The sequence below is a fragment of the Amycolatopsis marina genome (genome assembly GCF_900111885.1).
GTDB lineage: Bacteria > Actinomycetota > Actinomycetes > Mycobacteriales > Pseudonocardiaceae > Amycolatopsis > Amycolatopsis marina.
On record NZ_FOKG01000003.1, the window covers coordinates 235,404 to 258,277 of the forward strand.

General features: G+C 67.7%; 25 protein-coding genes and 2 tRNA genes. 5 read left to right on the top strand and 22 right to left on the bottom strand.

The features are described 5' to 3' along the window. Positions 1 to 39 precede the first annotated feature (39 nt). The 8 genes from BM199_RS07400 to BM199_RS07435 all read right to left on the bottom strand — a co-directional run bounded on the left by BM199_RS07400 (position 40) and on the right by BM199_RS07435 (position 5,818). The gene (locus BM199_RS07400; protein WP_091671391.1) at positions 40 to 663 is read right to left on the bottom strand and encodes an FMN reductase; all 624 of its coding nucleotides are present in this window, start codon (positions 661 to 663) and stop codon (positions 40 to 42) included. After that, the gene (locus BM199_RS07405) at positions 660 to 1,739 is read right to left on the bottom strand and encodes an LLM class flavin-dependent oxidoreductase (RefSeq protein WP_091671392.1); all 1,080 of its coding nucleotides are present in this window, start codon (positions 1,737 to 1,739) and stop codon (positions 660 to 662) included. The genes BM199_RS07400 and BM199_RS07405 overlap by 4 nt, the downstream gene beginning before the upstream one ends. Positions 1,740 to 1,821: 82 nt before the next feature. Further along, positions 1,822 to 2,181: a GntR family transcriptional regulator gene (locus BM199_RS07410; protein ID WP_091671394.1), complete on the bottom strand. Its 360-nt coding sequence runs from the start codon at positions 2,179 to 2,181 to the stop codon at positions 1,822 to 1,824. A gap of 6 nt (positions 2,182 to 2,187) precedes the next feature. Then, on the bottom strand, positions 2,188 to 3,159 hold the full coding sequence (locus BM199_RS07415) for a DUF1648 domain-containing protein (protein WP_091671395.1): 972 nt from the start codon (positions 3,157 to 3,159) through the stop codon (positions 2,188 to 2,190). A 308-nt stretch (positions 3,160 to 3,467) separates the two neighbouring features. Further along, on the bottom strand, positions 3,468 to 4,226 hold the full coding sequence (locus BM199_RS07420; RefSeq protein WP_091671397.1) for a DUF2382 domain-containing protein: 759 nt from the start codon (positions 4,224 to 4,226) through the stop codon (positions 3,468 to 3,470). A 173-nt stretch (positions 4,227 to 4,399) separates the two neighbouring features. After that, complete coding sequence (locus tag BM199_RS07425; RefSeq protein ID WP_091671399.1) at positions 4,400 to 4,783, bottom strand: hypothetical protein; 384 nt, start codon at positions 4,781 to 4,783, stop codon at positions 4,400 to 4,402. A gap of 1 nt (position 4,784) precedes the next feature. Next, positions 4,785 to 5,504 carry a hypothetical protein gene (locus tag BM199_RS07430; RefSeq protein WP_091671401.1) on the bottom strand — a complete coding sequence of 240 codons (720 nt, stop codon included), beginning with the start codon at positions 5,502 to 5,504 and terminating at the stop codon, positions 4,785 to 4,787. A gap of 2 nt (positions 5,505 to 5,506) precedes the next feature. Continuing rightward, positions 5,507 to 5,818 (bottom strand): type VII secretion target, encoded by a 312-nt coding sequence (locus tag BM199_RS07435; RefSeq protein ID WP_245788209.1) that lies wholly within the window; start codon positions 5,816 to 5,818, stop codon positions 5,507 to 5,509. Between the two features lie 123 nt (positions 5,819 to 5,941). Between BM199_RS07435 and BM199_RS07440 the strand changes: the two genes are divergently transcribed. Then, the gene (locus BM199_RS07440) at positions 5,942 to 6,478 is read left to right on the top strand and encodes a hypothetical protein (RefSeq protein WP_245788210.1); all 537 of its coding nucleotides are present in this window, start codon (positions 5,942 to 5,944) and stop codon (positions 6,476 to 6,478) included. A 14-nt stretch (positions 6,479 to 6,492) separates the two neighbouring features. Here BM199_RS07440 and BM199_RS07445 read toward each other — a convergent pair whose 3' ends face one another. From BM199_RS07445 to BM199_RS07485, 9 genes are all read right to left on the bottom strand, one after another. Beyond that, the gene (locus tag BM199_RS07445; protein ID WP_091671403.1) at positions 6,493 to 6,723 is read right to left on the bottom strand and encodes a hypothetical protein; all 231 of its coding nucleotides are present in this window, start codon (positions 6,721 to 6,723) and stop codon (positions 6,493 to 6,495) included. A 91-nt stretch (positions 6,724 to 6,814) separates the two neighbouring features. After that, positions 6,815 to 7,648, bottom strand: a complete 834-nt coding sequence (locus BM199_RS07450; protein ID WP_091671404.1) for an SAM-dependent methyltransferase — start codon at positions 7,646 to 7,648, stop codon at positions 6,815 to 6,817. A gap of 798 nt (positions 7,649 to 8,446) precedes the next feature. Beyond that, positions 8,447 to 8,519 (bottom strand) — tRNA-Arg (locus tag BM199_RS07455). A 56-nt stretch (positions 8,520 to 8,575) separates the two neighbouring features. Beyond that, a tRNA-Ser gene (locus BM199_RS07460) sits at positions 8,576 to 8,665 on the bottom strand. Between the two features lie 157 nt (positions 8,666 to 8,822). Further along, the gene (locus BM199_RS07465; RefSeq protein ID WP_091671631.1) at positions 8,823 to 10,796 is read right to left on the bottom strand and encodes an acetoacetate--CoA ligase; all 1,974 of its coding nucleotides are present in this window, start codon (positions 10,794 to 10,796) and stop codon (positions 8,823 to 8,825) included. 25 nt (positions 10,797 to 10,821) lie between these two features. Continuing rightward, a complete protein-coding gene (locus BM199_RS07470; RefSeq protein WP_091671406.1) occupies positions 10,822 to 11,595 on the bottom strand; it encodes an ESX secretion-associated protein EspG in 774 nt (257 codons plus the stop codon). Next, positions 11,596 to 12,687, bottom strand: a complete 1,092-nt coding sequence (locus tag BM199_RS07475) for a PPE domain-containing protein (protein WP_091671408.1) — start codon at positions 12,685 to 12,687, stop codon at positions 11,596 to 11,598. After that, the gene (locus BM199_RS07480; RefSeq protein WP_091671409.1) at positions 12,687 to 13,148 is read right to left on the bottom strand and encodes a hypothetical protein; all 462 of its coding nucleotides are present in this window, start codon (positions 13,146 to 13,148) and stop codon (positions 12,687 to 12,689) included. The genes BM199_RS07475 and BM199_RS07480 overlap by 1 nt, the downstream gene beginning before the upstream one ends. Before the next feature lie 94 nt (positions 13,149 to 13,242). After that, positions 13,243 to 13,893: a dienelactone hydrolase family protein gene (locus BM199_RS07485; RefSeq protein ID WP_091671411.1), complete on the bottom strand. Its 651-nt coding sequence runs from the start codon at positions 13,891 to 13,893 to the stop codon at positions 13,243 to 13,245. 261 nt (positions 13,894 to 14,154) lie between these two features. On the opposite strand from BM199_RS07485, the gene hisC reads away from it, so the two are divergent. After that, the gene (hisC, locus tag BM199_RS07490; RefSeq protein ID WP_091671412.1) at positions 14,155 to 15,219 is read left to right on the top strand and encodes a histidinol-phosphate transaminase; all 1,065 of its coding nucleotides are present in this window, start codon (positions 14,155 to 14,157) and stop codon (positions 15,217 to 15,219) included. Between the two features lie 11 nt (positions 15,220 to 15,230). Here the strand turns inward: hisC and glmS are convergent, their stop codons facing one another. From glmS to BM199_RS07510, 4 genes are all read right to left on the bottom strand, one after another. Beyond that, positions 15,231 to 17,054: a glutamine--fructose-6-phosphate transaminase (isomerizing) gene (gene glmS / locus BM199_RS07495; RefSeq protein ID WP_091671414.1), complete on the bottom strand. Its 1,824-nt coding sequence runs from the start codon at positions 17,052 to 17,054 to the stop codon at positions 15,231 to 15,233. Between the two features lie 24 nt (positions 17,055 to 17,078). Beyond that, positions 17,079 to 17,348 (bottom strand): hypothetical protein, encoded by a 270-nt coding sequence (locus BM199_RS07500; RefSeq protein ID WP_091671417.1) that lies wholly within the window; start codon positions 17,346 to 17,348, stop codon positions 17,079 to 17,081. A gap of 202 nt (positions 17,349 to 17,550) precedes the next feature. Next, entirely contained in the window at positions 17,551 to 18,750 is a 1,200-nt protein-coding gene (locus BM199_RS07505) for a lipase family protein (protein WP_091671418.1), read from the bottom strand. Positions 18,751 to 18,851: 101 nt separating this feature from the next. Further along, entirely contained in the window at positions 18,852 to 19,607 is a 756-nt protein-coding gene (locus BM199_RS07510) for a sulfite exporter TauE/SafE family protein (RefSeq protein WP_091671420.1), read from the bottom strand. A gap of 204 nt (positions 19,608 to 19,811) precedes the next feature. Between BM199_RS07510 and BM199_RS07515 the strand changes: the two genes are divergently transcribed. From BM199_RS07515 to BM199_RS07525, 3 genes are all read left to right on the top strand, one after another. Beyond that, positions 19,812 to 20,909, top strand: coding sequence for an Rv2629 family ribosome hibernation factor (locus BM199_RS07515; protein WP_091671422.1), 1,098 nt, complete (start codon positions 19,812 to 19,814; stop codon positions 20,907 to 20,909). A 150-nt stretch (positions 20,910 to 21,059) separates the two neighbouring features. After that, positions 21,060 to 21,494, top strand: a complete 435-nt coding sequence (locus tag BM199_RS07520) for an ATP-binding protein (protein ID WP_425425504.1) — start codon at positions 21,060 to 21,062, stop codon at positions 21,492 to 21,494. Next, positions 21,491 to 22,312, top strand: coding sequence for a SigB/SigF/SigG family RNA polymerase sigma factor (locus BM199_RS07525; protein WP_425425505.1), 822 nt, complete (start codon positions 21,491 to 21,493; stop codon positions 22,310 to 22,312). The genes BM199_RS07520 and BM199_RS07525 overlap by 4 nt, the downstream gene beginning before the upstream one ends. Positions 22,313 to 22,386: 74 nt before the next feature. Here the strand turns inward: BM199_RS07525 and BM199_RS07530 are convergent, their stop codons facing one another. Beyond that, positions 22,387 to 22,803: a CBS domain-containing protein gene (locus BM199_RS07530; RefSeq protein WP_091671424.1), complete on the bottom strand. Its 417-nt coding sequence runs from the start codon at positions 22,801 to 22,803 to the stop codon at positions 22,387 to 22,389. Positions 22,804 to 22,874: the final 71 nt, after the last annotated feature.

Genomic DNA, 22,874 nt, shown 5'->3' on the forward strand with positions numbered 1-22,874 from the left:
CCCTCGACCACCGTTTTCGCTCGTAGCGTGGTCCACCGCTCAGGCGTGGCCCTGCGATTCGGCGAGGAGCTGTTCGAACGGCGTCGGCTCGGCTGGTCCGTCGTTCCGGCGAGTCCGGCCCGCGGCCAGTGCGGCGAGTTCTTCGGCCGCCCTGTCGATCCTGGTGGTGAGTTCGCTGCCGCCGGTGCCGGAGGAGCCCCAGTCCGGCGACGCGGCGTACACCGCGGTGGGCACGACGACGGCTCGGAGATAGGCGAACATCGGCCGCAGGGCGTGCTCCAGCGCCAGCGAGTGCCGCGGAGTGCCGCCGGTGGCCGCGGCGAGCACCGGCAGGCCGGTCAGCGAGTCCGGATCGAGGACATCGAAGAACGTCTTGAACAACCCGCTGTAGGAGGCGTTGAAGACCGGCGTCACCGCGATCAGTCCGTCGGCACCTGTCACCGCGTCGATCGCGGGGCCGAGCTTGCCCGTCGGTACCCCGGTCAGCAGGTTGTTCGCCAGGTCGTGGGCGTGCTCCCGGAGTTCGATCACCTCGACCTCGGCCTCTTCGCCGTGCTCGACGAGGGCCCGCCTTGTCGCCGCGGTGAGCCGGTCGGCCAGCAGCCGCGTGGACGACGGCTGGCTCAACCCGGCGGAGACGACGGTCAGCTTGCGCGTACTCATGCCCGCACCCCGGCGATACGCAGGCTCTCGTGGGTCGGCGCCTCGGGGACGTGCGCGGGACGCAGCGCGTCGAACTCCTTGCGCAGCACCGGAAGGACCTCCGCACCGAGCAGGTCCAGTTGCTCCAGCACGGTTTTGAGCGGCAGACCGGCGTGGTCCAGCAGGAAGAGCTGGCGCTGGTAGTCACCGAAGGACTCGCGGAAGGTGAGCGTCTTTTCGATCACTTCCTGCGGGCTGCCGACGGTCAGCGGGGTCTGCTCGGTGAACTCCTCAAGTGAGGGACCGTGGCCGTACACCGGCGCGTTGTCGAAGTACGGGCGGAACTCGTTGACGGCGTCCTGCGAGTTCTTCCGCATGAAGAGCTGTCCACCGAGTCCGACGATGGCCTGGTCGGCCGCGCCGTGGCCGTAGTGCTCGAAACGGGAGCGGTACAGGCTCACCAGCCGGATGAAGTGCTCCTTGGGCCAGAAGATGTGGTTGGCGAAGAAGCCGTCGCCGTAGTACGCGGCCTGCTCGGCGATTTCCGGGCTGCGGATGGAGCCGTGCCAGACGAACGGCGGCACGCCGTCGAGCGGGCGGGGCGTCGAGGTGAAGCCGTGCAGCGGGGTGCGGAACTTGCCCTCCCAGTCCACGACGTCCTCGCGCCACAGGCGGCGCAGCAGGTGGTAGTTCTCGATGGCCAGCGGAATGCCGTTGCGGATGTCCTGGCCGAACCAGGGGTACACCGGTCCGGTATTGCCCCTGCCCATCATCAGGTCGACCCGGCCGTCCGCGAGGTGCTGCAGCATCGCGTAGTCCTCGGCGATCTTCACCGGGTCGTTCGTGGTGATCAGCGTGGTGGAGGTCGACAGGACGATCCGCTCGGTCAGCGCCGCGATGTGGCCGAGCATGGTGGTCGGCGAGGACGGCACGAACGGCGGGTTGTGGTGCTCGCCCGTGGCGAAAACGTCCAGTCCGACCTCTTCGGCCTTGAGCGCGATGCGGACCATGGCCTTGATCCGCTCGGCTTCGGTCGGGGCCACACCGGTGTTCGGGTCGACGGTCACGTCCCCGACGGTGAAGATCCCAAACTGCATGTCCACTCCTCGGGCAGCCGGTTAGTTAAGTGTTCAACTAATCTAACCGTAGCCGGTGACCCTGTATTCCCCGCCCCTGCGGTCAGGTCACCCTCGCGCGGGCCCGGATGAGGCCTATGAGTTCGTCCTCATCCAGATCCATCCGGCGGGCCGCCTCGACCACCTGCTCCACCAGTTCGGCGAGCGCGGCGCGATCGGCCCGCACCCCGGCGCGAACGGTCGCGCCCCGGCCCCTGCGCAGCTCGATCAGCCTCTCGTCGCGAAGCTGCTGGTAGCCGGCCAGCACGGTGTGAATGCTGACCTCCAAGGAGGTGGCCAGTTCACGCGCGGACGGCAGGCGATCCCCACCGTGCACCGACCCGTCGGCGATGCCCCGCCGCACGCAGGCTGCGATCTGACTGCTCAGCGGTACGTTCTTGGCAGGGTCCACCCGGAAGAGCACGGCGACTCACGCCCTGCGCGCAAGGAGGCCGTTGAGGACGCTTGCCGCCGTCTCCGCATCGTCCACCGTGACCACGAAACGTCTGCCCGAGGTGCGCGTGAGGATCAGGGCGGGCCCGGTGCGCAGCAGTACTCCGCTGGCTCCCGGGATGATGCGGTAGCCCCATCCGCCGAACTGGATCGGGGAGACGTCCTCCACCGAGGCGGACTCGATCTCGTCCAGACCGACGCGGACCCGGGGCCAGCCGAGCGCGGAGAACGCCACCGTCGTCCCGCGCCGGTCAACGGTGACCATCGCCCCGGCCAGCAGTGCGACCAGCAGCCCGGCCGCGAGGACCGTGCCGCCCGGGACCCACCCGACGACCCAGCCGAGAACCGGACCCGCCATCAGGAGCACGACTCCGAGCGCCCTGAACCAGGGCGAACTGATGGACCGCGACCAGCTGACGTGTTCGCCCGCGCTCAGCTCCATGGCCGGCGTCTCGTGGTCCTCGAGCGGCTGGGTCGTCCTGCCCCTCGGAGCGAGCACGGCGCCGATGGCCCCGGTCAGCACCGCGGCGCCCAGGGCGTAGAGCAGCGCGAGCGCGGGCAGCGAAACGGTGGCCGCGCCTTCCGTGTCGATGTTGCTCGTCACGAGCGCGAACAGGAGGACACCGAGGAATCCGGCCAGCCCCCAGGAGAGCACGACCAGCAGCCGCGGAAGGTCCCATTTGGAGAGCGGGACGACGCGCGTGCCGGACATCGAGCCGGCGACGAACCCGAGGGTCACCGAGAGCAGCAGACCGAGGCCGATCAGCGAGAAGAACACCGCGAGACGACCCATGTGGTCGCTGACCGAGCCGTCGAGCGCGAAACGGGTCGCCAACCGCTCGGGCAGCCGGTCCCATGCGGTCACCATCGTCACGACGGCGGGCGCCACGGCCAGCAGCTGCGGGCCACCGGCGAGGAGACCACGGTCCAACTTCGGATGACGGCTCATCACGACCTCCCAGGTTGTTATAGATCAACCATAACAATGCGAGGTCTGGTCCGCTACCTCGACCCGGCTGGTGCGGGAGCCCCGAGTCGTATCGAACCTGGATCGGCGACTTCACCAGGAGAATCGGCGGCAAACCGGCCGTGGTGGCTCAAGATCCGGGCGACTCCGACGGCGCCTGCGGAGTCGGCGGCCCCCGGCACTGCCGCCCCAGCGCACGCACGTAAAAACCAGGGCAAAAGCGGTGCTGTATCAGAGTTTCCGCGCGTGTTGCCGAGCGCACTCTGCGCGCCCGGCAACACCACGGTGGGTCAACGGCGTTGGTTGCCGCCACGACGCCGCGTGTCGTCGTCGATCTCGAACTCCTCGCGGCGAACCTGCCCGCTGACGGGCTGGTCCTCGGTGACGGTCTCCTTGCCGAGTCGAGCCTTCTCCACGGGGACGCTCTCCTTCTCGACCCTCGGTTTCTCGGCGTGCAGGGTGACCTCCTGCTCGGCCTCGCCGATGTCGGCACCCTTACGCCGGTCGGCCTCGCTGATGGGCTCGCGTTCGACGCGCACCTCCTCGTGCGAAACCGGGACGTTCACCTGCTGCTCCTCGGTCACCACGTGCTTACGCAGCCGGACGCGTCCGGTCTCCACCGGCTCGGTACCGACCTTGAGCCGCTCCTCGGAACGGGTCATCGACTCGCCTTCACGAGCGGTCTGAGCGGCCTGCCGTTGGCCCTGCTGGGGTTTTCCTGTGCCGCCCTGCCGGGGAATCGGCAGATTGTAGTACTGGTATAGGCGCGCACTGTCCTGATCGGACAGATGCCCGTCGTCGTCGGCCTGGGGAGCGTCGGAAACCTGGTCCTTGGACACCTGCACGTGCAGACCATCGGACTCGCGGCGGGCGCCCTGAAGGGGAACGAAGCTCTCCTTTTGCCCGAACAGGCCGGTCTTCACCGTCACCCATTCCGGCTGGGCCGTGTCATCGGTGATGTACACGGTGCCCACCTTGCCGATCTTGCTGCCCTGCGCGTCGACAACGGTGTCGTCGATCAGTTCTTCAGGACGAACAGTGGTAGCCACGGTTGTTGTCTCCTTCCACTTGGGAGCCGAAGTCCGGCCATGGAGACCGACTTCCACCATCCGCATTGCCGCCACCTTGCCGACAGAAACGGTCTGGCATACCAATCACCCATGTGGGTAACAAAGGAGACAAACTGGCGTTCGAGCACTGACCTGCGGTGAACGCTGTCCGCCTACCTCAACCAGGTTCGGTCACTGAAATCCTCGTCATCGTCGTCCGGCGAGTTTCCCCGCCGGGAGGCTTCCGCCTCGGACCGTCGCAGCTCTTCGAACTGTTCCTCACCCGTGCGGGTGAGCTCGGCACGTTCTTCTTCGGACAGATTCCGATAGTGCGTGGTGGCCTGGTCCATGAGCGGGTCCAGCGCTCGGGAGAAGGCGGGAGAGTTGAAGGTGTCACGCAGGCTTCTACGGCCGGAGGTGACGTCGTCGACCAGGTTACGGAACTCCGGGTCGTCGACCTTGCCGCGCAGGAGGTTCAGCGAGTTCTTGAGGTGTTTCGACAGCGCGGCGTCACCCCGCGCGACATCGAGCATCGGTTCCGGTTCCGGTTTGCTCATCTCACACTCCCGGGTGGTCGTAGTTGCTCTCCGGCAAAGCGTGCTTTTCGATGTCGCCAAGTGTGCTGAGGTAGCCGGCCATCAGTCCGACCAGTCCCTGTGCGGCGTTCCACGCCCAGGTGTGCGCCTCGAGCATCTGCCCCCACACCCCGAGCGCCTTGCTGATCGTGACAGCGGCGGCCGCGCCGGAAAGGATCGGGCCGATCACGGTCCAGCTGCTCGCGGCCGCGGCGGCGAGCTCGATGCCGATCGCGATGAGCAGGTCGAGCAGGGTTTCCAGCATCCCCTTGATCGCGTTGGCCGTTTCGTACATGCCGACGGCGGACTGCTTGAACTCCTTGCCCATCGCGACCAACGTGCTCTGCTGGTCCTCGATGGTCGCCGCGAGGCCACTGAAGTACGTGTTCGCGCTGTCGGCGGCGTTGCCCTGCCAGTCGCTGGACACGGTGCTCCAGCCCGAGGTGATGGCGCCGGAGTACTCGGTGCTGAACTTGCCGAGGTTCTCCAGTGCGATACCGGCCTTCTGCACCTTCTCCCAGTCACCGGCGAACTGCTCGGCGACCCAGGAGAACGGGTTGACGTCGAAGATGAGGTCGACGGCCTGCCCGACCCAGTACGAGATGCTGATGTACTGGCTGATTCCGATGACGTTCTCCAGGAGATCCGGGACCGGATCGGACGCTGTGGGGTCGGCGAGCTCGGCCGAGGGCGACTCGCTCATGGTCACTCACCCGCCTTGTAGGTACCGTCGATGCGCTCGGCTTCCGCGGTCTCGGTGTTGTCGTACATGGTCGCGGCCTTGTCCAGTTCCACCGCTGCGGTGCCTTGGATCTTGGCGAGCCGTTCGTAGTTCTCGCTGAGCGCGGACTTGGCCTCTTCGGCCGCACCCGCGATCGTGGCAAAGATCCGTGCGTCGGAACCCTCAATGCTCAGCCAGTCTTCGGCATAGGTCTTCGCCGCGTTGGCGTCGACCACCAGACCGTCCATTTTCTCACTGAACGTCCCGATACTCTTGGGCTCTACCTTGAAACCCACGTCTCATCCACCCCCGCACCAAACTGCCGCCAACGGTATCAACGCGCGGATCGTAACAAGTAGACTTTGCCCCCAGGCCAAATCGAGTCCGATCGCGCAAAATTCTCCAGAACGGGAGTTCGAGTGCGGCACGAGCCGAACGTCTACACACTGCCCGCCGAACTGGTTCAGCAGCCCGGCAATCTGCCGGCCCACTGCTCACGACACGGCAACGAGGCCGTGAAGCGTGTCGATTTCGCGCTGCAGTCGAAAGTGGAGATCGAGGGAAACCGGGCGCTCAGCGGGAATGTGCTCAGCACCACCGACCGGCTCGGGCAGCGCGCGAAGAAGGTACGGGTCACCAATGTCAAAGGCTGGCCGCTCTGCCGTGAGTGTGTGCGGTTCAGGGCGTTCTGGCTCACGATCGCGCTGGTGATGTTCGCCGGTGGTCTGCTCGCCTTCGCGGGCTCGCTGCTGGTGGGGATCGTCGCCGACACGTCCACGGTGCAGGCGTTCGCCGGGGTGGCGATCGTCGGTTTCGTCGTCATGATCGCCTCGGCGTTCCCGTTCCACCGTGCCGGCATGGCGCGTCTGGTCGGCGCGGCGACCTCGGCGGACGGTCAGTCGATCGTCATCGTGCGGCCAAGTCCGGCGTTCGCCGCCGAACTCCCCAGGCCCTGAAGGCGGACCAGGAGCTACTCGGGCGGCTCGTCGACCTGGTGGCCCTGGTCGGCTGTCGTTTCCTCGGGCTCGATGTCCTGCTCGTACGCCGGGCGGTTGGGATCCTCGTCACGCTGCTGGTCCTGGGTTTCCCCGAAAACCCGGTCCTCCAAGGAATCGACGGTCTGCTCCGGCCGGGCCCGCGGATTCTCCGGCATCGGCGTGTGCCCGCTGTCCTGCCGATCATCGGTGGGTTCGTCAGCCATGGGCGCTCCTTCCGTAAACAGGTCCCACCCTCAGCATCTCACCTGTCGGCACCGTCCGTGCTGTGGCAGATCGCCAGGAGTCAGGCAGACCTCACCGCTTCCACCCGGCGGCGACCAGGCCCCGGGAGCGCTCGGGCTGGTCCGCGAACGATTCGGAGCCGTCCGGCCGCCACTGCGGCAACCACACCAAGCCGGGTTCGGCGAGGTCGAGGCCGTCGAAGAAGGAAGTGATCTCGGCCCGGCTGCGGGGCGTGACCGGGCTGTTCGTCCGTCGGCGGTACGAGGCGGCGACCTTGTCCGACGCAGCCTGTGTCTCGGTGTCCTCCGGAGCGATGTGGATGTGGGAGAGCGCCATCATACTTCCGACGGGAAGTTGGTCGAGGTAGAAGCGCAGGGACTGCTGGGGGTGGGTGTCGGGCGGCATGAAGTGCAGCAGGGCGACCACCAACAGCGCGACGGGCTCCCGGGTGTCGATCACGCCGGTGTCGAGCACGCGCTGCCAGAGCCCGGGGCCGTCGAAGAAGTCGGCGTCGATGGCGCGGTGCCGCTGCGGATCCGCCGTCCGCTCCAGCAGGATCTCCGCGTGCGCCTGCGCGATCGGCTCGTTGTCGATGTAGACGACCCGGCATTCACCAGGTGCCGCTTGTTCTGCCACCTCGTGCACGTTGCCCTGCGTCGGCAGGCCGGAGCCGATGTCGACGAACTGCCTGATCCCGGCATCGACCGCATAGCGGACCACTCGCCCCAGATACGCACGGTTGGCCCTGGCGAAATCCCGGATATCCGGCAGGATCTTCAACTGTTCCTCGGCGAACGCCTGGTCCACGGCATAGTTGTGCACGCCGCCGAGCAGGTAGTCGTACACCCGCCCCACGGACACCTTGTCAACTGAGGCGGCCAGCCGTTCGGCCTCGTTCGACACCATCCTCGTACCCCCATCGGTCGTGGTCCCAGTGTGCCGAACTTGCGGCGGACTGTGCACGGCCGAACGGCGGTACCGGCGACAGGCTCGCCGAAACCGGCAGCAGAAAACCCCCTGTTTCCAGGGGGCTTTCTGGTTGTTCGCCACAATTACGGGCGAACATCTACATTACCGATGCAATTCTAGCCGCCGAGAATACCTTTTGGCAGAATCTCGTTGAAAGTGTGCGAAGGAGTTGGCACAGCCTCAGTGATCCCCGGACCCCCGTCGACACCTCCCAGGAGTGCACCAACAGAGCCGGTCAATGCTCCCGCGCTTGACGTGACCACGTCCTCCAGACCGACCGACGAAGGCTGCGACGCCGCAGACGCCGCCGGTGCCAGCACCACCATCGCCCCGAGCGTGAGGCCCGCCAACGCGAATCCATGACGCGTCCGCCGTGTGAACATCAATTCACCTTTCCCCTGGTTTGAAAATTTCCCGTGCAAGATACCGTCGCAGAATCCAGATGTCGCTCCCTCGAACAGTGCGAAAAGAAGACCCGATTGGGTTTCTCCGAAATGCAAGCGGTGACCGCTCACCAGCGAACTGCTCAGTCGTCCGTGGCGCGGACAAGTAGGGACAGCGAGACCGACAGAGCTATTCCCCGTAGTACGTCTGCGGCAACGTACGGCGCGCGCAGTCCCGGTATCGAAGATTGTGGTCGCGTGCGGCGGAACTCATCCGCGTCGACCCACCCCCGGACAGCAAGAAACCCCCTGTTTCCAGGGGGTTTCTTGGTCTTGCTGTCTCAACCAGACGTGCGCCCGAAGGGATTCGAACCCCTAACCTTCTGATCCGTAGTCAGATGCTCTATCCGTTGAGCTACGGGCGCGTGTTCAGTTGTTAGGCTAGCAAGCTAGCCCCGGTTCCCGGCGAACCGGGTCCCAGCGGAGGCTCCGGGATTTGAACCCGGGAGGGGGGGTTACCCCCAACCGCATTAGCAGTGCGGCGCCATAGACCAGACTAGGCGAAGCCTCCAGGCCAACGACCACTGCCGAGATAGAGTACACAGCGCCGTCACCCTCCGGCAAAGCACCCCCGGTTCACCCACTTGAGCTGCTAAAACACTCCGCTGGCCCGCCCGCGGCTCCGCTTGGGGCCGGAGCACGGGCGGACAACGCAAAGGTGTTCGAACTCACTTCCCCGCGAGGGCCACGAACGGCGACAGCGACTCCGGGTTGGCCAGTGCGTCCCGGCTGACCGCCCTGTCCGGCGCCACCCCGCGCAGGATCTTCTTCACCGGCACCTCGCACTTCTTGCCGTTGAGCGTGCGGGGCACCTCGTCGACGAGGATGAAGCGGTCCGGCACATGCCGAGGCGACAACGCCGCGCGCAGTTCCTTGCGTAGCGCCGGCTCGATCTCGGCCAGCGTGGCACCCGGTGCGAGCACCAGGAAGCAGAGCAACTCCCCCTCCTCGTTCGCCGACGTGTCGATCACCAATGAGTCCGCGATCTGCTCGAAGCCCTCGACCACCCGATAGAACTCCGCCGTCCCCATCCGCACACCGCCGCGGTTCAGCGTCGAGTCGCTGCGGCCGTAGATCACCGCCGATCCGCGCGCGGTGATCCGGATCCAGTCGCCGTGGCGCCACTTGCCGGGATACTCCTCGAAGTACGCCTCCTGCAGCCTGCTGCCGTCCTCGTCGTTCCAGAAGAACACCGGCATCGACGGCATCGGCTTCGTGATCATCAGCTCGCCGACCTGCTCCACCACCGGCTGCCCGTCCTCGTCGTATGCCTCCACGGCCGCACCGAGGCACCGGCAGGACAACTCCCCCAGCCACACCGGAACGTCCGGCGCCGAGCCGACGAACGCCGTGCACAGATCCGTCCCGCCGGACACCGAGCTGATCTGCACCCCACTGCCGACCTCGTCCGCGATCCAGCGGAACCCGTCGTCGCTCAGCGGGGCTCCCGTGGACCCGAGCGCCCGCAGGGCCGAGAGGTCGTACTGCTCGGCCGGCTTCAGGTGGGCCTTCAGGCAGCTCTGCACGAACGGAGCCGACGTCCCGAAGTACGTCACCTCGTGCTTCTCGGCGAGCTGCCACAGCACGTTCAGGTCGGGATACCCGGGGCTTCCGTCGTACAGCACGATCGTCGAGCCGACCAGCAAGCCGGAGATGAGGAAGTTCCACATCATCCAGCCGGTCGTGGTGAACCAGAAGAACCGGTCGTCCGGCCCGAGGTCGCTCTGCAGTGCCAGCGCTTTCAGGTGCTCGACGGTGATCCCGCCATGCCCCTGCACGATCCCCTTCGGCAGCCCCGTCGTTCCGGACGAGTAAAGCACCCACAGCGGATGGTCGAACTCCATCGGGTCGAACTCCAGCGCCGCGCCCTCGTGCTCGCGCAGCAGCTCGTCCCAGTCGCGTGCTCCCGTGAGCGTGCCCTCTCCCGCGTAGTTCACCAGAACCGTCGCGGCGAGCGAGGGAATCTGCTCCCTCAACTGATCCACAGTGGATCGAACGTCGAACGTGCGTCCGTTGTAGACATATCCGTTCACCGCGATCAGCACCTTGGGCTCGATCTGGGTGAACCGGTCCGACACGGCCCGCACGCCGAAGTCCGGTGAGCACGACGACCAGATCGCGCCCAGACTGGCAGCCGCGAGGAAGGCCACCAGCGTCTGCGGGCAGTTCGGTGCGAGTGCCACCACCCGGTCGCCCTTCGTCACCCCGAGCGCGCGCAGCGCGGCACGGGCCGCCGCCACCTGAGACCGCAGTTCGCCGTAGGTCAGGGCAGCGCCCGCGCCGTCCTCCCGCTGGAAGATCACCGCGAGTTCGCCGTCCCCCTTCGCGGCCCCGGCGACCCCGCCGGCCAGCGCATGCTCGGCGTAGTTCAGCGTGGCGCCGGAGAACCAACGCGCGCCGGGCATCTCCGTGCCGGACAGCACCTCGGTCGGACGCTCGTGCCAGCGCACGCCGAGAAACTCGGTGGCCGCGTCCCAGAATTCGGCCATCGACTCGGTGGAGTACTCCCACAACTCGCGGTAGTCCGCCACCTCCACCCCCCGCTCGGCCCGCAACCAGCGGCGGAACGCTTCGATCTTGGTGTTGACGACCCGATCCGGTGCAGGGCGCCACAGCAATTCAGGAGCAGCAGTCATGTCCAGCACCCTAACGCGAGATCGAGCAGGTTCAGCCCAGCAAATCCGCCAGCAGTTCCTCACCCATCGACCGAAGACGCGGCCCGTCCACCGGTGTCGCGGTGACCCAGTCGGCCTTACGCCGCAAGGCGTAGCGGCCCTCCTCGGTGTCCACCCAACCCAGCACCGACGCGGACCGCTGCCAGCGCCCGTCCCGCGTCCTGACGCTGCCACCGAGCTGCCCGCCCGCCACGCGGCCGGTCAGTGCCCTGGTGAAGACGTTCACTTCCGGCGGCCGCAGTCCTGCCGTGCGCAGCACACCCGTGAAGGCACCGGTGCCCTCGCGTTCACCGGCCGCACAGGCGGCCAGGTAGTCGACCATCCGGACATTGGCCCCGCTCCCCACAGCCGACGGCAGGGACGGGAGCACCTGCAGCATCGTCGCGACGAGGTTCGGCGTGCGCACCGGACCGAGGCGAACCTCCGTCCCGGCGATCCCCACGGAAACCGCACCCTGCGTGGTGACCGAGCCGAACGCGGCGAACGAGAACCCTTCGCCCTCGGCGTGCAGGTCCAGCCGGACGTGCGGGTCCGCCAGTCCTCGCAGCAGTCCGGCAAGATCGTTCGCCGGGTCGCGCACCGTGCCCAGATCACGCTCGGCCAGCGCCCCGCCCGCGGCCACGACCAACTCCTCCCGCTCCGCGGGCATTCGGCCGATGTGCGGAACCCGCAGGATCGCGGGCGGCTCACCCAGCCCGAGTTCGGTCCACAGCAGGAAGAACTCACCGACATGCAGCTGGATCCAGCCGCTGGTCTCGTCGCGCAACTAGAACCCCCTGCGGTGGGAGTCCTCACCGATCACCGGTGCCACCACCGGCACGTCGGCCCCCCACAGATCCTCGTCCTCTTCCAGATATGCCGGCGACTTGTGTTCGGTGTCGTCGCCCGGCCGGGCACCCGATCCCGCGGCACCCATCGGCATCCCGCCCGCCGCCAGCGGACCGCGCGGACCGCCTCCGGCGACGGGGCCGGAGGCGGCGGTAGCGGCGGCCGGGCCACCGACCGCCCCCGCGCCGACACGCCCACCCCCGGCGAGCTGATCACCGGCGGACGGCGGCATCCCGGCGCCCGCCATACCGCCAGGTGCAAGCGTTTGCGGACGGCCCGAGCCCGCGGCCGCACCGGCAGGAGCGCTGTCCACGCCGCTGGCCGTGGTGCCGTCGTCGCCCACATCAGGGCGCGGCTGCGGGGGCAGGGGCCGTTCGGGAGCCTCGTACTCCACGCGGGGCGGCGGGAAGTGCGGAACCCTGCCGTACACCTCGCCGGAGTCGTGTTGCAGCTGCCGCATCACCTCGGCGGCCTGCTGGTGGCGGTTGGCCACGATCTCCTGCTGTGCTCCGTTGTCGGCGACCAGTTCACCACCCCGTGCGAAACCACCTCCGCCGAACGCCGAGAGTTCCGGGCGCTCCGGCACCGCGGGCAGGATCGGAGCCGGCATCGAGTCTCTGGCCACCCGCACGTATCCGGCCTGGTCGCCGACGAGACCCGCCACTCCGTGTCCACGCCCCGCCGTACCCTCCGACCAGTGCACGAGCCCGGTCGCGGCCTCCCGGGCCTGCTCGGCCGCCTCCCCACTCCAGCCCGCCGACGAGCTCTGCACCGCCCTGCGCAGGTCCTCGGCGATCCGGTCGAGGGAACTCCCGAGGTCGCTCCAGGTCTGCGCCACCCGGTCGGCACCGGCCAGATCCACCTCGTCGTGCACCATCGTGTGCAGTTCCTGGTGAGAATAGGCCGACCAGTCGACGGGCAGGCCGAAGATGCCCGCGTCGGTCTCCGGCTCCTCCGGTGGCTGTGGCGGCCACGGCCTCGGCGGCCACGGCACACATGGTGGATCGGCGTAGAACTCCGGCCGCTCCATCAGAAACCTCCGTCCAGTGCCCGGCCGATGTCTCGAGTGCTCTGGGCAGCGCTCTCGTCGGTCTCGGTGTAGGTCCGGTCGGCCGCGCGCACGATGTCCTCCAGTTCCGCCACCACCTCGCTGAACTGTTCGAGGACCGGCAGTACGGCGCCGGGGTTGCCTGCCGCGGCTCCCCGCAGTCGCTCGGCCATCGTTCGGCCGATGATGTTGTCGCCCAGCCTCAGCGGCACGTCGAGTCCGTCGGCCACGTCGACGATCAACTGCCGGACCTGCGCCTGCACGGACGAGAGATCCGCCATCAGCTGCCGGGCAGCGCCGTCGTCGAGGGCGAGCCCTCCGCTCTGCGCCTGGGTCTTGACCTGCTGGATCTGTCGGGCCACCGGAGCGAGCGCGGCTCCGGCGGGTTGCGCGAACCCCGCGACCGGCGACGGCTCCCCACGGCTCAGTTCAGCATCGACCACGATGTCATCCCACCCCTGTGTGACATTGGGATCGACACTGTACCGCCGTACCGAAACGCACAGGAGCGGTTTGAACTCGATTACTCCAGAAGGTTCACCTCAGGTGTGCGTCGAACCAGTCGAGCGTGCGCTGCCACGCCTCGGCCGCCGCATCGGGATCGGCGTCGAACCGGTGATTGGCACCGGGGTAGCTCACCACGTTGGTGGCCACCTTGGCGGCGGATGCCGCGTCTCGGAGCCGCTCGATCTCCACCTCGTCGGCGTTGTCGTCGGCGCCGCCGTGAATGCCGAGCCACGGACTGATCACCGTGCCCGCGACGTCGACCAGCGCGGGCAGGTCCCCGGCAACGGGCTCGCTGATGCCCACCGGCGAAACGCTCACCGCCGCGCCGAGCGACCGGCGCGTGGCCACCACAAGCGCCGCCGTGCCGCCGAGGTCGAAGCCGACCACTCCGAGCAGATCCGCCCCGATACCCCGGTCGACCAGCCAGGCCAGCGTGACGTCCGTCGCGGTCAGCACGTCCGCGCATCCTGGCTCGGCACCAGGCGAGGTGATGTGCGGAGCGACGGCGAGCCAGCCCTCCTCGGCGAGCGCGGCCACGAGCAACCGCACTCCGTCGTTCACACCATCGGCCTCGTGCAGGACCACCAGCCCGCCACGCGTCACTCCGTCCGGCTGGGCAAAGGTGAGGCGGACCGCACGGCCGTCCGGCCGCTCGTAGTCCTCGGTGTGCGTCTGCGTCATGTACCCACTCAACCACCAAGGGGTGAACCCAAGTCAACATGACGAGCACGACCTCGGGCGTTCGGCGCGGTCACGCGAGCCGATAACGTGGGTGACGCACCCCACGACCTGAGGGTTGTGCACAATGCAGCCGACGGGGATCGGCCGGAGCTTGCGGAGGTCGATTCGCGGTGGATACATGCAGGTGACGGCCGGGATAATGCCGAACCAGCGACCGTGCACAACCCGATCATTGAATGCGACACCAGGAGCCACACGACGATGACGTCCCCTGTCCACACCCGTGCCGACCTCGACTCCCTGCCGAACTACGTGCCAGGGCGCACGGTGCCCGGTGCGATCAAGCTCGCCAGCAACGAGGTGCCTGGTGGACCGCTGCCCAGCGTGACCGAGGCGATCGCGCAGGCGGCCACTCAGGTCAACCGGTATCCGGACATGGGCGCGTGGGCGCTGGTCGACCGCGTGGCCCGCGAACTGGACGTCCCGGCGGAACAGGTCGCCGTCGGCTGCGGTTCGGTGTCGTTGTGCCAGCAGTTGGTGCAGGCCCTCTGCGAGCCCGGCGACGAGGTGCTGTTCGCCTGGCGTTCGTTCGAGGCCTACCCGATCCTCACGCAGATCGCCGGCGCGACGCCCGTCACCGTGCCGCTCGACGCGACGCACACGCACGACCTCGACGCCATGCTGGACGCCATCACCCCGCGCACCCGGCTCGTGTTCGTCTGCAACCCGAACAACCCCACCGGCACCGCCGTCCGCCGTGCGCAGCTGACCCGATTCCTGGACAAGGTGCCGCCGCACGTGCTGGTTGCCCTTGACGAGGCCTACCGGGAGTTCGTCACCGACGAGGAGGTGCCGGACGGGCTGGAGTTCCTGCGGGAGCGGGAGAACGTGGCCGTACTGCGCACGTTCTCCAAGGCCTACGGCCTCGCCGGCCTGCGGGCCGGATACGCGGCGGCACCAGCGAAGGTGACGGAGGCACTGCGCAAGGTGTACGTGCCGTTCAGCCTCAACGCACTCGCCCAGGCGGCCGCGATCGCGTCGCTCGACGCCAAGGACGAACTGATGGCCCGCTGCCGCGACATCGTCGCCGAGCGCACCAGGGTCCGCGACGCGCTGCTGGCCTCCGGCTATGTCGTACCGGAGACGCAGGCGAACTTCGTCTGGCTGCCGCTGGCCGAGCGGGCCTCGGAGTTCGCCGAGCACGCACTGGACAGCAAGGTCGTCGTCCGCCCGTTCGCGGGTGACGGCGTCCGGGTCACCATCGGCACCCCCGAGGAGAACGACGTGTTCCTCGATGCGGCGGCAAGCTTCCAGCGGCGCGCGTAGCGCCGGCGGCACTACTCGACGGTGACGCTCTTCGCCAGGTTGCGCGGCTTGTCGATGTCCCTGCCCAGCTGTGCCGCCAGGTGGTAGGCGAACAACTGCAGCGGTATGGCGAACAGGAGGGGGTCCAGCTCCGGCTCCGACCTCGGCACGGTCAGCACCACATCGGCGAGCCCGTCGGGCAGCTCCGCGTTGGTGACCGCGATGACCGGTCCGCCGCGCGCCTTGATCTGCTCGATCGTGCCGAGGTTCTTCGCCAGCAGTTCGTCGTCGGGCACGAGCACCACCGACGGCATGCGCTCGTCGATCAGCGCGAGTGGCCCGTGCTTGAGCTCGGCGGCCTGGTAGGCCTCGGCGTGCACGTAGGAGATCTCCTTGAGCTTCTGCGCGCCCTCCCTGGCCACCGGCCAACCGCGCACCCGCCCGATGAAGAACATGTGCTCCGCCGCGCTGAACCGCTCGGCCGCGCGGATGATCTGCTCCTCGTCGGCGAGGATGGCGTCGATCTGGGCGGGTAGCTCCGCCAGCGCATCCACGAGCCTGCGTCCGTTCGCGACCGAGAGGTCCCGGACCCGCCCGAGCAGCAGCGCCAGCATCGCGAAGCACACGCTCATGTTCGTCACGGCCTTGGTGGAGGCGACCGACACCTCCGGGCCTGCGTGCAGGAAGACCCCGCTGCCGCACTCGCGGGCGATCGCGCTGCCGACGACGTTCACCATGCCGATCACTCGGCCGCCCTTGCGCTTGAGCTCCTGCACCGCGGCGAGGGTGTCGAGTGTTTCACCGGACTGGCTGACCGCCACGTACAGGGTGTCGGGGTCGACGACGGGATTGCGGTAGCGGAACTCGGACGCCGGTTCGGCGTCGGCGGGCAGGCGCGCCCACTCCTCGACGAGGTTCGCCCCGAGCTGTCCGGCGTAGTAGGCCGAGCCGCAGCCGAGGAACTTCACCCGCCGGATCGAGCGCAGTGCGCGCGCGTCCAGTTCGATCCCACCGAGATGCGCGGTGGAGAAGCGCTCGTCCAGCCTGCCCATCAGTGCACGGCGCACGGCCTCCGGCTGCTCGTGCATCTCCTTGCGCATGAAGTCCGCGAACTCGCCGAGCTGGTAGTCGTCCTCGGCGACGTCCACAGTGGTCGGTGTCTTGGCGGTACGGCGCGCCTGGAGCGTGCTGGTGCGGAAGTCGTCCTTGGTGATGGTGGCCAGCTCGCCGTCGTCCAGGTAGACGACACGCTGGGTGTGCCGGACCAGAGCGGCGACGTCGGAAGCGACAAACATCTCGCCGTCACCGATGCCGAGGACGATCGGACTGCCGTTGCGGGCGACCACCAGCTCGTCGGGCTCGCGAAGGTCGAGCACGACGACGCCGTAGGCCCCGTCCACCCCGCGCAACGCGGCACGCACGGCGTCCTCCAGTGTGTCCGCGACCTCCCGCTCGGCGGCGATGAGGTGCGCCAGCGCCTCGGTGTCGGTGTCCGACACGAACTCCACCCCGGTCGCGGTCAGCTTTTTGCGCAGGACCTCGGCGTTCTCGATGATCCCGTTGTGCACCACGGCGATCCGGCCGCTCGCGTCCACATGCGGGTGGGCGTTGGCATCGGTCGGTTCACCGTGCGTCGCCCACCTGGTGTGCGCGATTCCCACCGTCGAGCTGGTGCCCTTGCCCACCAGCTCGCGCAGTTCGTCGACCCGCACCGCCGCCTTGGTGACCTTGAGCCGCCCGCGGTGCACGACGGCGATGCCCGCCGAGTCGTATCCGCGGTACTCCAGCCGGTGCAGTCCCTCCAACAGGATCGGCCCGGCAGGCCGGGAGCCCAGATAACCGACGATTCCACACATGATGCTTCCAATCCGCACACCGCGTCAGCCGTAGACGATGCGGCGAAGCTGCCGTTCGGTGAGCCGGTCCGCCGCGAAGGGCCGGGCGGCCAGCTCGGCGCCGAGCATCGTCCAGATCTGCGCGTTCCGGTGACCACGCCGATGCAGCTCCCCGTGGCGGCGGCGCACATACTGTTCGGTGGTCTCGCTGAAATAGGCGACGACGTCGGCGACCACGCGTGCCGCTGTCGGTGCCGGCAACCCGGTGGATCCGGCGATGTGACGGACCAGCTCGGAGTGTGGCACCTCCTCCATTCCGCAGACTCTGGCAGGCCGGACCGGAAGACGCAAATTTCCTGCCCGATATCGGGCAGAAACCTCAAAAGAACCCGGACTGCGTGCGCGTGCAAGTACCGCACTTTCCCGGGAAAGTGCGCGGCGTGGAGGCTCCCGCCGCAGGTCACGGCCTCGCCCACCTCGCACTTTCCCGGGAAAGTGCGAGGCGTCGAGAGGCGGGTCAGCAGGTGGAGGTGGCGGGTTTTCCGGCGAAGCGGTCGGCGAGGAACGCGAGCGCGTCGGCGCTGCCGGTGTGGACCAGCGTGATGTGGTCGGTGTCGTAGGCCTTCCACGTCAGCGACATTCCCAGGCCGCAGTAGTCGTCGCGCAGGGTCTCCGCCTGTCCGGGCGCGACCAGCTCGTCACCGCTCGCGTGGTACTGCAGCACCGGAGCCGGAATGGCCGATCCGCCGAGCTTGTTCTCCCCCACCCTGGCCAGCCAGGGCGGAGTGAGCACGGGGCTGCTGGTCGTGTACTCACTCAGGGAATCGCCCGCATAGTCGATGAGCAGTTCCAGCGTGCAGGCGTTCTGCTCCATCTTCGCGAACTCCGCCCGGCCCCTGTCGTTCAGATACGAGTCGAGATCAAGTTCGGGATAGGCGTTGTCCAGACCGATCAGAGCGTAAGCCAGGAAGCCGAACCCGAACTTGCCTTCCAGCGGTAGTGCCACCTGGACGAGATCGGCCGGGACTCCGCCGCCCGCCACGCCGACCAGGTCGAGTTCGGGCGCGTAGTCGGGTTGCTGCTGCCCCGCCCACATCACCGCTCCACCGCCCTGGGAGTACCCGCGCAACGCCACGGGCGCCTGGTCCGACAACCCGGCCTCGGGCAGGCGCAGCGCCGCACGCACGGCGTCAAGCACCGCATGCCCCTCGGACCTGCCCACGATGTAACTCGTGGCCGGCTCCGGCGAGTAACCCTCGTAGTCGGTCATGGCGACCGCGTACCCACTGCGCAACAAGCCGTCCAGCGCGGGCTGCTCGTAGAAGGCCTGTCCCTGGAGCATTTTCGACGGCGCGCAGCGGAACGCGGGGCCCTGCGTGCCCGCCGCGAAACCGACGACGGGGGCGGTCGCCGGATCGACCCCCTTCGGCACGAGCACGGTGCCCGTCACCGCGTTGGGCTCACCGAGCGCGTCGGTGGACCGATACATGATCTGCCAGGCATCGGCGATTTCCGTTGCGGTTCCCGGCCGTGAAGGACGTGCTCTGATGATGTCTCCGGGCGCACCGGACAATTCGGCAGGCGGGACGTAGAAACTGTCGTCCAAGGCGGCTGGCGCGGCGATCGCGGGGGCGGTCAACGTCCCTGCGACGACCGACAACGCGACGGCGGACGCGGTGAGCAGAAAACGGCGGAAACGACGCGAAGAATTCGGCATGCGGCTTAAAGTAATAGGAAATAGATGCGTCGGCAAAAATTGTAAGTCAATTACCGGATTTTAATTGGCCGACTGTGAACGAGGTGAGGGTTATGCCCGACTCAGCGCAGGAGCATCTGCACGACCGCGGCGAGACCGACGACGATGATCACCGCGCGCAGCACCTTCGGGGAGAGCTTGCGGCCGATCCTGGCACCGAGGAGACCACCGAGGACCGAGCCGGCCGCGAGCAGCCCGACGACCGGCCAGCTGATCGGCGCGATGAACGCGTAGATGGTGCCTGCGACAACGTTGACGATCGCTGACAACACGTTCTTGATCCCGTTGAGGCGCTGGATCGAGTCGGACAACAACATGCCCATGACCGCCATCAGCATCACGCCCTGCGCGGCCGTGAAGTAACCGCCGTAGATGCCGATGAGGAAGATCAGGAACAGCAGCAGCGGGCCATAACGCTTCGTCCGTCCGCCGTTGCGGCTCGCGACCCACGCGGAGACCCGCGGCTGAACGATCACCAGGATCACGGCCAGCCCGATGAGAACCGGCACGACCGCTTCGAACGTGTCACTCGGCAGCGAGAGCAGCAGGATGGTCCCGCCGATCGCCCCGAGGAACGATGCGGTGCCGTAGACCAGCAGGCGCCGCAGCTCTCCCCTGATCTCGTGCCGGTACCCGATAGCACCGCTGATCGTCCCGGGTGCCAGGCCGATGGCGTTGGAGGTGGTGGCGGTGACCGGCGGGTATCCGAGCGCCACCAGGACCGGAAAGGTCACCAGCGTCCCCGAGCCGACGACGGTATTGATCGTGCCTGCCCAGATGCCGGCCAGGCCGATGAGAACCGCGTGCCACCACGTCATCGTGCAATCACGTTAGTGAGCCTAAGCAACAGCGCCCCGACCCTTGAAGCGGGTGTGGCAGGACAGACAACGCACACCGTCACATCTTATGTACGCAGCGTGCTCCTGACTGACAGGAACCGTCGCGACCATCGGGTGACGTTTCGCTTCCTGGTGAATCGGGTACACGCCGCTGCAGGACAGGCCCGGAAGCAAGGAGGATCTGTGCAAACTACGGGGTTCCGCGACCTGGTGACCACCGACGGCCCGTTCGCCTCGGTGTACTTCGAGGACACATACCAGACGGAGGACGCGGAGAAGCAGCTCGAGCTCAGGTGGCGCGAGTTGCGGGAGCGCCTCAGCGAACAGGGCACCCCGGAGTCCACTTTGGATTCACTTGAGGCCGCTGTGCAGGAGGGCGACCGCGCGGTGGGCGAAGGCGGTCGGGCACTTATCGCGGCCGCTGACCGGATTCTGCTTGACCGGCATCTGGAAACGCCGCCGGCAACCGCCCAGGCTCGCCACTCGGATCTGCCTTTCCTGCTGCCACTGGCCCGCTACGGGGAGGTCGCTCCCCCACATGTCGTGGTCGTGGTCGACAGTGTTGGGGCGGAAATCACCGCTGTGGACCGGTTCGGTGAGGTGGTCGCCCAGCGCACCACTGAGGGCAGGGAGCATCCCGTACACGCGGTGACCCACGCGGGCCAGGTCATGGCCCATCTGCAGGAGCACGTGGACGAGGTCATCAAGCACAACATCAACGAGGTCGCCGAGGAGGTCGCCAAACTCGCGCGGAGTACGGGTGCCCAGCTGGTGATCGTCGCGGGTGAGGTGCAGTCCCGCACCAAGCTGCACGAAGCGCTGCCAGAGCAGGCTCGCAGGCTCGCGACCGAGGTGGAGCCCGGCACTCGGGCTCCCGGCTCGGACCCGGCCCAGCTGAGCGCCGCGGTACGTGAGGTGATCGACCAGGCCAGGCGAGCACGGCTCGATGAGGTCGCCGAGCGGTTCAGGGCCGAGGACGGCCGCGGGCAGGGCCTTGCAGCGCAGGGGCTGGATGCCGTAACCGCCGCGCTTCGTGAACGAAAGGTGGACACGCTCCTGGTAGGCGACGTCACCGCCACCAACGTCCTCATTGGCCCGGACCGGTCCCAGGTCGCGACGAAGGCGGAAGACCTGGCCGGTTCCGGAGGCGCGACAGCGGGCAGCTACCGCGCCGACGAGGCGCTGGTGGTCGCCGCGGTCGCCACCGGGGCCGACCTGGTGGACGTGCGCGATCGGCTCGAACTCGACGACGGCGTCGGCGCCCTGCTCCGGCACAACTGATGCATGTTCTCCGGAGGCACACGCGGCGAGAACCCCGGAAAGGGTCGACAATGTCAGAGAAGCAACCGAACCTGGAACTTGACAGGTGACCGCGAGGTGTACTGGGGTCTGCTTCGCTCCGAGATATCGACCAGTCAGCAGAGGTGAGGCGTGAACGAGATGGGTCCGCCGTCGCAAGGCGTCGCAACCAAGGACGACATCGAACTGCGCCTCGGCGCGGAGCTTGAACACCTGCCGCTGATCCGGTCGCTGGCTTCCAGCATCGCGATGCGAGCCGACTTCGATCTCGACATGATCGCGGACCTCAAGCTCGCGGTGGACGAGGCGTGCTCCACGCTGATCGTGCGCGCCGTTCCGGAAACACGGATGGTGTGCCGGTTCGCCCTGGGCAAAGGAGAACTTCGGTTCACGGTGTCGGTCGTCACGGCTCGCGACACCCCGCCAAGCACCAAATCCTTCGGCTGGCAGGTACTGACGACACTGACCGACTCGGCTTCGTCGTGGATCGAGGGACACACGGGAAACGGGCAGGCATCGTGGGTGTACGTAGAACTGACCAAACGGCGGCCGGAGACCAGCGGGTGACGGTGGCCAAATCCGGAACGCCTCCATCGCCCAGAAAGCCCTCGACTCGTTCCTCTTCGGACGACTACGGGCATCTGGCTCCGCTGTTCGAGAAGCTCGCCGCGCTCTCCGAGGAGGATCCGGAACGTGTGCGGCTACGAGATCGGCTGGTGACCGGTCATCTTCCGCTCGCCGAACACATCGCTCAGCGCTTCTCCGGCCGAGGCGTCGCCAAGGAGGACCTGGTCCAGGTCGCCAGAGTGGGCCTGATCAACGCCGTCGACAGGTTCGATCCGGCCCGCGGCTCCGACTTCCTCTCCTTCGCCGTGCCCACGGTCATGGGCGAGGTACGCAGGTACTTCCGGGACACGGGCTGGACCGTGCGCGTACCCCGCAGGTTGAAGGAACTGCATCTGTCGATCAGCAGCGCCAGCACGACGTTGTCCCAGCGTCTCGGCCGTGCCCCCGCGCCCAGTGAGATCGCTCAGCATCTCGGGCTCACCGAGGACGAGGTCTACGAGGGACTGGAAGCCGGTAACGCCTACAACTCGATGTCGCTGGACGAGGTGCTCTCCGCGGACGCCGAGAGCCGCTCCCTCGGCGACACACTCGGCGAGGAGGACAGTGCGCTCGAGGGCGTCGAGAACCACGAGGCGTTGCAGCCGCTGGTCCAGCAACTACCCGAGCGGGAACGCAAGATCCTGGCGTTGCGGTTCGTGCAGAACCTGACGCAGACCCAGATAGCCGAGCGGATCGGCATCTCGCAGATGCACGTTTCGCGGCTGCTGGCAAGGACCCTCGTGCAGCTGCGCGAGGGCCTCACCGAATCGTCCGAATGATCGGCGTGAGCTGGCTGCCCCTGATCGGGCAGCCGGCTCACGTTCGGTCACGACCAATGGCTGACGGATGCCGATCAGGGCACGGACAGCGCCTCTACGAGGTCCCCCACCTTTGGGTCCTTCAGCGCACGGGCAGCGTCGGCCTGGGCCACTACCCCGACGAGGGTGTGCCCGTCGATGACCGGCAGCCTGCGGACCTTGTGCTCCGACATCGTGTTCAGCAACTCCTCGACGTCGTCGTCCGCGCCGATCGTGACGGCCTCCCCCTGCGCCAGCTCGCCCGCGTGCACGGCACGCGGGTCCTTGCCCTGCGCCAGCACCTTCACGACGATGTCGCGGTCGGTGAGCATGCCCTTGAGCTTGTTGTCCTCACCGCAGATCGGCAGTGCCCCCACCGAGAGGTCACTCATCCGCTTGGCCGCGTCGAGCACGGTGTCGCTCGCCGAGACGCAGGCGGCGTCCGGGGTCATGATGTCCCTTGCCTTGGTCATGTCAGCTCCTTTCGTGATGGCCGGTTATGGCCTACCCCCGGTGCGGCAAGGCAAACGTCGTCGGCCCGCTA